General features: G+C 33.5%; 12 protein-coding genes. 6 read left to right on the top strand and 6 right to left on the bottom strand.

Annotated features, from left to right (window positions below; translation table 11 throughout):
- Positions 1–34 precede the first annotated feature (34 nt).
- Both KA833_RS07240 and KA833_RS07245 read left to right on the top strand, forming a co-directional pair.
- Positions 35–1225 (top strand): ornithine--oxo-acid transaminase, encoded by a 1191-nt coding sequence (locus KA833_RS07240; protein ID WP_046208027.1) that lies wholly within the window; start codon positions 35–37, stop codon positions 1223–1225.
- A 107-nt stretch (positions 1226–1332) separates the two neighbouring features.
- Entirely contained in the window at positions 1333–2577 is a 1245-nt protein-coding gene (locus KA833_RS07245; protein ID WP_019469653.1) for a Glu/Leu/Phe/Val family dehydrogenase, read from the top strand.
- A gap of 61 nt (positions 2578–2638) precedes the next feature.
- On the opposite strand, the gene KA833_RS07250 is transcribed toward KA833_RS07245, so the two are convergent.
- The 6 genes from KA833_RS07250 to KA833_RS07275 all read right to left on the bottom strand — a co-directional run bounded on the left by KA833_RS07250 (position 2639) and on the right by KA833_RS07275 (position 8757).
- A complete protein-coding gene (locus KA833_RS07250; RefSeq protein ID WP_210128676.1) occupies positions 2639–3622 on the bottom strand; it encodes a glycerophosphodiester phosphodiesterase in 984 nt (327 codons plus the stop codon).
- Positions 3623–3906: 284 nt separating this feature from the next.
- Positions 3907–4302, bottom strand: coding sequence for an arsenate reductase (thioredoxin) (gene arsC / locus KA833_RS07255; RefSeq protein WP_210128675.1), 396 nt, complete (start codon positions 4300–4302; stop codon positions 3907–3909).
- A gap of 17 nt (positions 4303–4319) precedes the next feature.
- Positions 4320–5609, bottom strand: a complete 1290-nt coding sequence (gene arsB / locus KA833_RS07260) for an arsenite efflux transporter membrane subunit ArsB (RefSeq protein ID WP_210128674.1) — start codon at positions 5607–5609, stop codon at positions 4320–4322.
- Positions 5610–5612: 3 nt separating this feature from the next.
- Complete coding sequence (locus KA833_RS07265) at positions 5613–5927, bottom strand: ArsR/SmtB family transcription factor (protein WP_046208030.1); 315 nt, start codon at positions 5925–5927, stop codon at positions 5613–5615.
- 252 nt (positions 5928–6179) lie between these two features.
- Entirely contained in the window at positions 6180–7562 is a 1383-nt protein-coding gene (argH, locus tag KA833_RS07270; RefSeq protein WP_107365307.1) for an argininosuccinate lyase, read from the bottom strand.
- Positions 7555–8757, bottom strand: a complete 1203-nt coding sequence (locus KA833_RS07275; RefSeq protein ID WP_070039208.1) for an argininosuccinate synthase — start codon at positions 8755–8757, stop codon at positions 7555–7557. Before KA833_RS07275 ends, argH begins: the two co-directional genes overlap by 8 nt.
- 354 nt (positions 8758–9111) lie before the next feature.
- On the opposite strand from KA833_RS07275, the gene KA833_RS07280 reads away from it, so the two are divergent.
- From KA833_RS07280 to lepB (KA833_RS07295), 4 genes are all read left to right on the top strand, one after another.
- Positions 9112–10443 (top strand): glucose-6-phosphate isomerase, encoded by a 1332-nt coding sequence (locus KA833_RS07280; protein WP_064209442.1) that lies wholly within the window; start codon positions 9112–9114, stop codon positions 10441–10443.
- A gap of 229 nt (positions 10444–10672) precedes the next feature.
- Positions 10673–11248, top strand: a complete 576-nt coding sequence (locus tag KA833_RS07285; RefSeq protein WP_046208034.1) for a TVP38/TMEM64 family protein — start codon at positions 10673–10675, stop codon at positions 11246–11248.
- Positions 11249–11252: 4 nt separating this feature from the next.
- Positions 11253–11771, top strand: a complete 519-nt coding sequence (gene lepB / locus KA833_RS07290; RefSeq protein ID WP_210128673.1) for a signal peptidase I — start codon at positions 11253–11255, stop codon at positions 11769–11771.
- 18 nt (positions 11772–11789) lie between these two features.
- Entirely contained in the window at positions 11790–12362 is a 573-nt protein-coding gene (gene lepB / locus KA833_RS07295) for a signal peptidase I (protein WP_064209440.1), read from the top strand.
- The last annotated feature ends 211 nt before the right edge of the window (positions 12363–12573 follow it).

Here is a 12573-nt window from a genome sequence, read left to right on the forward strand (position 1 = left end):
AATTATTATATAATTCATGCAAAGGGGAGATATTATGTCAAGATCTGAAGAAATCATTGAATTAACAAATCATTACGGTGCCCACAACTATGTGCCACTTCCAATTGTAATTTCAGAGGCTGAAGGTGTATGGGTTAAAGATCCTGAAGGAAATAAATATATGGATATGCTATCTGCTTATTCTGCAGTAAACCAAGGTCACAGACATCCTAAAATCATTCAGGCTTTAAAAGATCAAGCTGACAAAGTGACTTTAGTATCACGTGCGTTTCATAGTGATAACTTAGGGGCATGGTATGAAAAAATATGCAAGTTAGCCGGTAAAGATAAAGCCTTACCTATGAATACAGGTGCTGAAGCGGTTGAAACAGCACTAAAAGCAGCACGTCGTTGGGCTTATGATGTGAAAGATATTGCACCTGATAAAGCTGAAATTATTGCGTTCAATGGTAACTTCCATGGCCGAACAATGGCGCCAGTATCATTGTCATCTGAACCAGAATACCAACGAGGATACGGCCCATTATTAGATGGTTTCCGTAAAGTTGATTTTGGTAACATAGAAGCTGTTAAAGAAGCAATTAATGAAAATACTGCTGCTATTTTAATCGAACCTATTCAAGGAGAAGCAGGTATCAATGTTCCACCAGAAGGTTATTTAAAAGAAATTAGAGAATTATGTGATGAGCATAATGTATTATTTATTGCTGATGAAATTCAAGCTGGACTAGGGCGTTCAGGAAAATTATTTGCCACAGATTGGGATAATGTAAAACCAGATGTCTATATTTTAGGTAAAGCATTAGGTGGAGGTGTATTCCCAATTTCTGTTGTTTTAGCTGACGAAGAAGTGTTGGGCGTATTTACACCTGGTTCTCACGGGTCAACGTTTGGTGGTAATCCATTAGCGTGTGCTGTATCGATTGCAGCGTTGGATGTATTAGTTGATGAAGATTTAGCAGGGCGTTCATTAGAGCTAGGTGAGTACTTTAAATCAGAATTAGAAAAAATAAATCACCCAGCGATTAAAGAAGTGCGTGGTCGTGGATTATTTATTGGTATAGAACTAAATGAAAATGCTAGACCTTATTGTGAAAAGTTAAAAGAAGAAGGATTATTATGTAAAGAAACACATGATACAGTAATTAGATTTGCACCACCTCTTATTATTTCCAAAGAAGAACTGGACTTTGCATTGGATAAAGTAAGAAATGTTTTTAAATAAAAATGTTCTGTAACTTAAGTTTTGAAAACCCTTTAAAAAGCAAAATCTTATGTTACAATTATCGTGAAAGCGAAATCATTAGTAACGAAAAAGAGGCGAAATGAATCATGACTGAGAATAATAATTTAGTTACTTCTACGCAACAAATTATTAAAGAAGCATTGCATAAATTGGGATTTGATGATGGGATGTATGATTTAGTAAAGGAACCATTAAGATTCCTTGAAGTCCGCATTCCTGTACGTATGGATGATGGTACGGTTCAAACATTTAAAGGTTATCGTGCTCAACATAATGATGCAGTTGGACCAACAAAAGGTGGGGTGCGTTTCCATCCAGACGTTGATGTCGAAGAAGTTAAAGCATTATCTATGTGGATGACATTAAAATGTGGTATCGTCGACTTGCCATATGGCGGCGGTAAAGGTGGTATCATCTGTGATCCTAGACAAATGAGTATACATGAAGTTGAACGTTTATCTCGTGGTTATGTACGTGCGATATCTCAATTTGTTGGACCTACAAAAGATATCCCAGCACCAGACGTATTTACTAACTCACAAATCATGGCTTGGATGATGGACGAGTATAGTTCATTAGATAAATTTAATTCACCAGGGTTTATTACTGGTAAACCGATTGTATTAGGTGGATCACAAGGTAGAGACCGTTCTACTGCACTGGGAGTAGTTATTGCCATAGAACAAGCTGCTAAAAGAAGAGGTCTAGATTTGAAAGGTGCACGTATCGTTATTCAAGGATTTGGTAACGCAGGTAGTTTCTTATCTAAATTCCTTTATGATATGGGAGCAAAAATTGTGGGTATTTCAGATGCTTACGGTGCTTTACATGACCCAGACGGTCTTGACATTGATTATCTTTTAGATAGAAGAGATAGCTTTGGTACTGTAACAAATTTATTTGAAGAAACAATTTCTAATAAAGAATTGTTTGAACTTGATTGTGATATTCTTGTACCTGCAGCGATTGCTAATCAAATCACAGAAGACAATGCAAATGAAATTAAAGCTGATATTGTGGTTGAAGCGGCTAATGGCCCAACAACACCAGCTGGTACACGTATTTTAACTGAACGTGGTAAATTGCTCGTACCTGATGTATTAGCAAGTGCAGGTGGCGTAACAGTTTCTTACTTCGAATGGGTACAAAATAATCAAGGTTATTATTGGACAGAAGAAGAAGTAAATACAAAATTACGTGAAAAACTTATCACAGCTTTCGATACAATTTATGAGTTATCCCAAAATAGAAAAATTGATATGCGCTTAGCAGCTTATATTGTAGGTATTAAACGTACTGCTGAAGCTGCACGTTATCGTGGTTGGGCTTAATTAAATATTTAACTTTTAGAAAAAGAAGAAGTTCTTGAACCAAAGAACTTCTTCTTTTTTGTTATTTATTTTTTTGTTCATTATCTAGAACGACTTGTTTATATAAATCAGGATAATTTGTAAAAATGCCGTCAACGCCATATCGATTTAAGCGGTGCATATCGGTTTCATTATTAACGGTGAAAGGATGTACCAACAGACCAGCTCTTTTAAGATTTTTAACATTTTGTTTAGTTAAGTCTGTATATTCAGGGCCGACACCAATTGCGTATTGACGAATTTGATTAAAATCTTGTTGAGTTAACGCGGGTAACTCACCTTTATCTAATAACCTTATTAATGGAACATTGCTATTTAAACGATGCAATTTACTTAAGCTTTCAGGTGAAAATGATTGTAATAAGACATGCCCTTGATTTAATGATTGCTCATTAAGCATATTGTGATTGTTTAGTGTTTTTAATACTGCTTCTTCCATCCCTGGATACACATCTGGTGATTTAGTTTCAATATAATAATTTGCATTCGGGCCATATCGTTCTAATATTTCATCTAATGTAGGAATTTCAGCACCTACATAATTTGAATTAGCATACTGAGGGTTTGTGGCATTAAATTTACTACCAGCATCTAATTGCTTTAATTCTTTTAGTGTATATGAATCAACTCTACCTGTACCGTTTGTAGTTCTATCAACTGTTTCATCATGCATGGCAACTAGATGACCATCTTTAGTCATCTGAAGATCGATTTCGATATATGATGCTCCCATTGCATTGTGACTTTTATCATATGAATAAAAAGTATGTTCTGGTGCATAACCACTGGCACCTCTATGAGCAATCGTTGCATATTTTTCACCTGTTAGATTTTGAGCTCTGTTTGGGTTGTGTGAGTTGTTACCTTGTTGCTTTGAGGGTGTGGCAGATGATTGTGTATTAATATTGTGGTTATTTTCACTTGCAGTTGCTATAGATGTCGTTCCAATCAAAGCTAGAGATAACGTTGCTAGACTCGTTGATAATGCTTTTTTTAAATTTTGCAAGAATGGGTCACTCCTCGATATGTATTTACATATCAACCCTACAAAATAAACGTTTGTTTGAGAATGACATTTACACGATTAAAATTTAAGATTTAAAAAGTTAATATTGTTATAACAATATATTAAACTAATTAAAATTTTTTCTGGCATATATAGAATGTATTAGTTTAATCACGTTAACTTCATATGTCTATATATAAGTTCAAACCAACAAAAAGCGTCAATTTCATTTGAAACGGACGCTTTGGCTTAGTCAAAGCTGCTGTGCCGGTGACTTAATACATTTATTTGGTTTTAAAATTTTCAATTGCTAATTTAATTTCGTCTCTAACACGTTGAAATTCTGTCCAAGTTTTTCCAGCTGGATCATCAAAACCCCAATGTTCTTTTTTTACATTCGGTGGTAAAATTGGACAATTTTTATCTGCATCGCTACATAGTGTTACGATTAAATTTGCTTGCTTTAAAATATCATTATCAATCAAGTCTGACGTATGATTTGATATATCAATACCTACTTCATTCATAGCATCTATCGCTTTAGGGTTAACACCATGTGTCACAATACCAGCAGAATAGACATGCCATGTTTCACCTAATATATGCTTTCCCCAACCCTCAGCCATTTGGCTACGACAAGAGTTACCAGTACATATAAAATAAATTATTTTCTTCTTCATAATTAAGACCTCTTTTCTTAAAAAATAACGAGCGTGAAATATAAACCTAACAAGGTAACAAATAGTACTGGAATGGTAATGACGATGCCTGTTTTGAAATAGGTACCCCAAGCAATTTTTACACCTTTTTGTGTTAAAACATGAAGCCACAATAATGTAGCTAAAGAACCAATAGGCGTGATTTTAGGGCCCAAGTCAGAGCCAATGACATTCGCATAAACCATACCTTCTTTCAAAGTGCCAACGACATTGGATTGGCCAATAGCAATTGCATCTATTAAAACGGTAGGCATATTATTCATGATTGATGATAAAAAGGCCGATATAAAGCCCATTCCGATAACACTACTGAATAGTCCATAACTTGAAATACTGGATAATACGTCGGCTAAAATTGTGGTAATACCCACGTTTTTTAACCCAAATACGACGAGGTACATACCAATGGAAAATAACACTATATTCCATGGAGCACCTTTAATTACTTGCTTAGTATGAACTGCATTAGATTTACGAGCTAAGCATACAAAGACAAAAGCAATCATACCTGCAATGATTGATACAGGTATTTGGATAAATTCACTTACAAGATAGCCTACGAGCAGTACGGCTAATACAATCCATGAAATCTTAAATAATTTAGGATCTTTAATTGCATCTTTAGGTACTGAAATGTTTTCAGTATCAAATGTATGTGGTATAGATTTTCTAAAATAAAGCCACAATACGAGAATACTAGCTAGTAAAGAAAATACATTAGGGATTATCATACGACTAAAATACGCAATGAATCCTATATCGAAATAATCTGCAGAAACGATATTTACTAAGTTACTTACAATGAGGGGCAATGATGTCGCATCAGCGATAAATCCACTGGCAATAATAAAAGGGAAGATGACTTTTTTATTAAATCCTAAATTTCTCACCATGGCTAATACGATAGGCGTTAAGATTAAAGCAGCACCATCATTTGCGAAAAATGCTGCTACAACTGCCCCTAATAGCATGATGAAAACAAACATTTTTAACCCGTTACCATTCGATGCTTTAACCATATGTAGTGCAGACCATTCAAAAAAACCAATTTCATCTAATATTAATGAAATAAGAATAACAGCAACAAAAGTTAACGTGGCATTCCAAACGATGCCTGTTACTTCTAATACATCGGAAAAGCTAACTACACCTGTAATTATAGCTACGATAGCCGCAGCTAAAGCAGTAATACCAATATCTAATCCCTTAGGTTGCCATATGACAAAAATTAATGTTAAAAGAAAAATTAATATAGCTAAAATGGTCATTGATTAACATTCACCTGATTTCATATTATGACATGCGCAATGTTGGTTCGATGTGTGAATTATATTGAGACTTTGATTGATTTCATCTAAAATAACATGATTAAGCTGATACAAACGCTTATTTCCATTTTTACGTGTATGCACTAACTCATAATCCACTAATGTTTTCATGTGATGGCTTAGCGTGGGTTGCGAGAATTGAAAGTGCTCCAACAAATCGCATGCACATCGTTCACCACAAGAAAGTAAATCTAATATTTCTAATCTGTTTGAATCTGATAAAACTTTAAGCAATGCTGAAAGTTTTTTATAAGACATAATGATACCTCCTAAGCATTAAATAGACTAACATCTATATAGAAAAGTGTCTATATAGATTTGAGACATATAAATAAATAGCTTTATCTATAGGATTCAAGACATGGTGAGTTGAGTACTGTTAATACATTTATACAAACATATGTTGAGGGAGCTAAGTAAAATGTGAAATGGATTAAAACGTTGGACTATGAATGGAAGAAAAAAACCGGAAGTTAATTATTGGTTTAACTTCCAGTTTTTAAAGGTTTATTAATTTGTATTTAGATGTTGCTTGATAACTGATAATTGATGTTCTACCGCTGATTGTCCAGTTGAGCCATAACTAATTCTACGACTAACGCAATTTTCTGGTTTTAAATAATCATAAATATCTGAATCAATACGTTTATGCGCTTTCTGATATTCTTCCAACGGCACATCTAATAAATAGACATTATGTTGAATTGACCACAGTACGATTTTTCCTACAATTTCATGTGCTGATCTAAATGGAACACCTTTATTGACAAGGTAATCAGCCAATTCAGTAGCGTTTGAAAAATCATTGTAAACAGTTTGTTGTAGATGATCGACATTCACAGTCATTGTATCTATCATGCCAGCAAAAATTCGTAAGGAGCCCTTTATCGTATGCACCGCATCAAATAGCCCTTCTTTATCTTCTTGCATATCTTTGTTATAGGCAAGCGGTAAACCTTTGAGCGTCATCAAAATGCTCATTAGGTTTCCTGTTGTACGTCCTACTTTGCCTCTTATTAACTCTGCCATGTCAGGATTTTTCTTTTGAGGCATAATTGAGGAACCTGTTGAGAATGCATCCGATAAAGTTACAAAATTGGCTTCTGCTGATGACCAAAAGATAATCTCTTCAGCAAAACGTGATAAATGTATCATTGTTAATGATATATTGTGCAATGTTTCTACTATATAGTCTCTATCACTTACAGCATCTATACTATTTTCATAAACAGAGCCGAAATTCAATAAAGATTGCGTTTCATGACGATCGATTGGATAAGTCGTCCCACTTAGAGCAGCAGCACCAAGTGGTGAAATATCGATTCGCTTCAAACTATCTTGAAAACGCGATTTATCTCTATCTAACATCCAGAAATAAGTCAGTATATGGTGTGCAAATGAAATAGGTTGAGCTCTTTGCAAATGTGTATAACCAGGCATAATTGTATTGACATGTTGTTCTGCGATATTGACAATTGTTTGTTGCAACTCATTGATGAGCTCAATAATTTGAGTAACTTCTTCTTTAGTATATAAGTGCATATCAGTAGCAACTTGGTCATTTCTGCTACGTCCTGTATGCAACCTACCACCTGCATCACCGATACGTTTAATCAATTCATGCTCAATGTTAAGATGAATATCTTCTAAAGAAACATCGAATGATAAATTACCTTGTTCATAATCATTTAATATTGTTGTTAAACCATTGATTATTTGCTGACAGTCTTCATCGGTTATGATATCTTGTTTAGCTAGCATTTTAGCGTGAGCAATACTTCCTTGCACATCATATTGGATGAGCGTTTTATCAAAGTGAATGGAGGCATTAAATTCATCGACCCAGTCTTCGGGTTGCTCACTAAATCTTCCACCCCAAGCTTTATTACTCATCTGAATATCCGCCGTGTAACATAGAATTAACTTTTGTAGGTAAACCAAAGATATCAATAAAACCGACTGCAGATTCTTGATTAAATGCATCTTCTTTTGTATAAGTCGCTAATTTTTCATTATATAGTGTATGCGGTGATTTTCTACCATTTACAACGGCATTACCTTTAAATAATTTAAGACGTACGTCACCAGAAACGAATTTTTGTGTACTATCTACAAACGCTTTTAGGCTATCAGTTAGTGGAGAAAACCAAAGTCCATTGTACGTTTGTTCCGAAAATTGTTTTTCAATAATAGGTTTAAAATGAGCGACATCTTTAGTTAAAGTGATCGTTTCGAGTGCTTTATGCGCTTTGATTATAACCTCTGCTGCAGGTGTTTCGTAAACTTCTCTAGACTTAATACCGACAAGTCTATTTTCTACATGATCAATTCTTCCAATACCATGTTTACCCGCTAATTTGTTTAAATCCAAAATTAATTGGCTTAATTTATAGGATTTACCGTTTAAAGCGGTAGGTAAGCCTTGTTCGAATGTAAGTACGACTTCATCTGCTTCGTCAGGTGTATCTTCAATTTCATTCGTTAAGTCAAATGCATCTTTTGGTGGTGCTGCATATGGATCTTCTAAAATGCCACATTCATTACTTCTTCCCCATAAATTTTGGTCAATAGAATATGGTGAATCATGTTGGATAGGTACTGGAATATTATGTTTGATTGCATAGTCAATTTCTTCTTCACGGCTCCAAGCCCACTCCCTTACTGGAGCAAATACTTTTAACTCTGGATCCAATGCTTTTATGGCCACTTCAAAACGAACTTGGTCATTACCTTTGCCGGTACAACCATGTGCAATACCTACTGCATTTGTTTTGTTAGCAATTTCAACTAATTTTTTTGAAATTAAAGGTCTTGATAATGCAGATACAAGGGGGTATGTGCCTTCATACATTAAATTGCCTTTGATTGCATATGAAACAAAATCTTCACTAAATTCTTCTGTGGCATCAATAATATGACATTCAACTGCCCCCATATCTAAAGCTTTTTGATGCACTAAATCTAAATCTTTACCCTCGCCGACGTCCAGACAACAAGCTACGATATCATAGCCTTTATCTATCAACCATTTCACTGCAACACTTGTATCTAAACCGCCCGAATATGCTAAAACTATTTTTTCCTTCATACCGTTACACCTCAATTGAATTTTTAAATATGTTGTTTATAAATTTGATATTAGTAAGTATAGCAGAAGCATAATGAAAATAAAACCATTTTTATACATAAATATGCAAATTGTAGAAATTTCTTACAATTTAACCGTCTGCTTGTATATTGAATTATAGGTGTTTTGGAGTTATGTGCGTTTTATGAAGATGTATATATCAGTGAATATATAATTGGATGTTCTGTCTGTTGTATAAGAAATGAATAAGCTAAAATAATTATAAAAAATTTTGTTTTGTAGGCTAGTTGTTTGAATAGTCAAAATAAACTTAGTAAAATATGTATGAAATCAAAAACACTGGAGGCAATTTAGATGACTCATATTCAATTAGATTATGGTAAAACTTTAGAATTTTTCGGCGAACATGAATTAAAACAACAAAAAGATATTGTTAAATCAATTCATCATACAATTCATGAAGGAACAGGTGCTGGTAGTGATTTCTTAGGTTGGATTGATTTACCTGTTAATTATGATAAAGAAGAATTTTCACGTATATTAGAAGCTTCTAAACGTGTCAAAAATAATTCAGATGTATTTGTTGTAATTGGTATTGGTGGTTCATATTTAGGTGCACGTGCTGCAATTGAAATGTTGACACCGGCATTTAGAAATAGTAATGAATATCCTGAAATTGTCTTTGTAGGTAATCATTTATCTTCGACATATACACAAGAGTTAATTAGTTATTTAGATGGTAAAGATTTTTCAGTAAATGTTATTTCTAAATCTGGTACTACAACAGAACCAGCAGTTTCATTTAGACTATTTAAACAAATCTTAGAAAATAAATATGGTAAAGAAGAAGCAAAACAACGTATTTTTGCTACTACTGATAAAGAAAAAGGTGCATTAAAACAATTAGCAACAAATGAAGGCTATGAAACATTTGTAGTGCCGGATGATATTGGTGGACGTTACTCAGTTTTAACTGCAGTAGGTTTATTACCAATCGCTGTCGCAGGTATTGATATTGAAGCAATGATGGGCGGGGCTGCAAAAGCGCGACAAGAGCTCTCTTCTGAAAACTTAGAAGATAATATTGCATATCAATATGCTAGTATCCGTAACATTTTATATGCTAAAGGTTATGACACTGAAATGTTAATCAATTATGAACCTTCAATGCAATATTTTAACGAGTGGTGGAAACAATTATTTGGTGAATCAGAAGGTAAAGATTACAAAGGCATCTATCCATCCAGTGCAAATTATACAACTGATTTACATTCACTTGGACAATATGTACAAGAAGGTCGTCGTTTCTTATTTGAAACTGTTGTCAAAGTAAATACACCAAAGCATAATATTACAATTGAAGAAGATAATGACAATTTAGATGGTTTAAACTATTTAGCAGGTAAAACAATTGATGAAGTGAACACTAAAGCCTTTGAAGGTACTTTATTAGCACATACTGATGGTGGCGTGCCAAATGTAGTGATCAACGTTCCACAATTAGATGAAGAAACATTTGGTTATCTCGTTTATTTCTTTGAAATGGCTTGCGCAATGAGTGGCTATCAACTTGGTGTAAATCCGTTTAACCAGCCTGGTGTAGAAGCATATAAACAAAATATGTTCGCATTATTAGGTAAACCAGGTTTTGAAGATAAAAAAGAAGCATTAGAAAAACGTCTATAATTTTATCTGTGCATTAGATTAATAAGTGACTGAGAAAATGATTTCCGCATTGAAAATGCGGAAATTTTTTTATGTGCTATTTTATAAAAAAACTTATCATTTGTGTGTAATGTCATTTACTGTTTTGGTACTTGAGACTGATATTTACACAAAAGTATACATAATTGTTTTAAAATCGCTATAATACAATTATAATAATCGTTGACTAACATTGGTAGGGATTGATGAAATGACTCAAGAACAAGTGCAGTATTGGTTTGATTTATTTGGTAGTTTAGGTTATATCGTAGGATTTTTATTGCCTTTTATTGAAGCATTTATCCCAGTACTACCTATTATTGTATTTGTGATTGTGAATGTGAATGCATTTGGATTTTTGATGGGTACATTATTAGCATGGTTGGGTACTGTTTTAGGAAGTTATCTTGTATTTTTAGGTTTTCGCAAATTGAACCATACACGTTATATGAAAAAATTACAACAACGCACCTCGGTTCAAAGGTTAATACATTTTATAGATAGAAAAGGCGTTATTCCTATTTTCATTCTATTATGTTTCCCCTTTACCCCAAGTGCATTAGTAAACTTGGTCGTAAGCTTGTCGCATATCAGAGCACACGTTTATCTGGTAGTATTGTTCAGTTCGAAATTGATAATGATTGGTTTGATTGGATGGTTAGGCAATGATATTACGACGTTATTTACACAGCCTTTAAGGTTGGTCATCATCATTATTGTTATTATTGTCGTTTGGTTTATAGGTAGAAAACTTGAACGATATTTTATGCATTCTCCAGAGGAGTGACAATTTGAGTAAGGTAGTAAAACATTTGATTTCTATAATATTTGCGATTATTATTGTAATATTGATTCAGACTTTTATTATTACAGGAGCAGTCATACAAGATAAAAGTATGACGCCAACGTTGAAACAAAATGATCGTGTGATTGTTAATAAAATCAAAACGACTTTTAATATGCTAAAGCTTAACGATATCATCATGTACCATAAAGGTGACGATGTACATATTGGTAGAATTATCGGGAAGCCTGGCCAATCTATAACCTTTAAAAATAATCAGTTGTATAGAGATGACAGACAAGTAGATGAAATGTATACTGAGTCAAGTATGAAAGATCTATCCCTCAGAAATATTAAAGGCTCTGAAGGAGATATAATTCCACCAGGCGAATACTTTGTACTGAATGATAATCGAGAACTAAAAAACGATTCAAGAACAGAGGGTTTTGTTCAACAAGAAGACATTATTGGTGATGTAAGTTTAAGGTATTACCCTTTAAGCAACTTCACAGTAAACTTTAAATAAATAGACGAGGTGTAAAAAGTGAAAAAAGAAATACTAGAATGGATTGTGTCAATTGCTGTCGCAGTAGCGTTAGTCCTATTGATTACAAATTTTGTTGCAAAATCATACACAGTCAAAGGGGATTCTATGGACCCAACCTTAAAAGATGGTGAACGCGTAGTTGTAAATATGATTGGTCAAAAACTAGGACATTTAGAAAAGGGAAATGTCATTGTATTCCACGCTAATAAGGAACAAGATTATGTGAAACGTATTATTGGTACATCCGGAGATAACATCGAATATAAAAAAGATCAATTATATGTTAATGGTAAAAAAGTTGATGAGCCTTATTTAGATTACAATGAAAAACACAAACTAGGTGAATATATTACAGGTACTTATAAAACAAAAGAAATCAATCAGGTTGATGGAAAAAACAAAATTCCAAAAGGGAAATTGTTAGTATTAGGCGATAATCGAGAAGTGAGTAAGGATAGCCGCTCATTTGGTTTGATTGATGAAGATAAGGTAGTAGGTAAAGTTTCATTTAGATATTGGCCGTTAAATAAAATGACATTTGGATTTAACCCAGATGTTAGTTATGAATAGATAGCATATGTGTATACTTCCTGAGACATAAAAATGTCTCAGGTTTTTCTATATATTAATGTTGTTCAATTTGTGCTTTTTGAACCTTTTGAATGACACCTTTCAAATATTAAACTTACACAGTATATCATTCATTTATGAACTTAAATGTAGGTAAATCACATAGACTATTAAACAAAGTGTAATGCCTAATATGTTAAAATATGAATCA

The organism is Staphylococcus sp. GDY8P67P (assembly GCF_017892545.1).
GTDB lineage: Bacteria > Bacillota > Bacilli > Staphylococcales > Staphylococcaceae > Staphylococcus > Staphylococcus ureilyticus.

Bases quoted from the DNA above. Each gene is read 5' to 3' on its own strand.
- KA833_RS07240 (WP_046208027.1), top strand. From the start codon at position 35: ATGTCAAGATCTGAAGAAATCATTGAATTAACAAATCATTACGGTGCC.
- KA833_RS07245 (WP_019469653.1), top strand. From the start codon at position 1,333: ATGACTGAGAATAATAATTTAGTTACTTCTACGCAACAAATTATTAAA.
- arsC (WP_210128675.1), bottom strand. From the start codon at position 4,302: ATGAAGAAGAAAATAATTTATTTTATATGTACTGGTAACTCTTGTCGT.
- arsB (WP_210128674.1), bottom strand. From the start codon at position 5,609: ATGACCATTTTAGCTATATTAATTTTTCTTTTAACATTAATTTTTGTC.
- KA833_RS07265 (WP_046208030.1), bottom strand. From the start codon at position 5,927: ATGTCTTATAAAAAACTTTCAGCATTGCTTAAAGTTTTATCAGATTCA.
- argH (WP_107365307.1), bottom strand. From the start codon at position 7,562: ATGAGTAATAAAGCTTGGGGTGGAAGATTTAGTGAGCAACCCGAAGAC.
- KA833_RS07275 (WP_070039208.1), bottom strand. From the start codon at position 8,757: ATGAAGGAAAAAATAGTTTTAGCATATTCGGGCGGTTTAGATACAAGT.
- KA833_RS07280 (WP_064209442.1), top strand. From the start codon at position 9,112: ATGACTCATATTCAATTAGATTATGGTAAAACTTTAGAATTTTTCGGC.
- KA833_RS07285 (WP_046208034.1), top strand. From the start codon at position 10,673: ATGACTCAAGAACAAGTGCAGTATTGGTTTGATTTATTTGGTAGTTTA.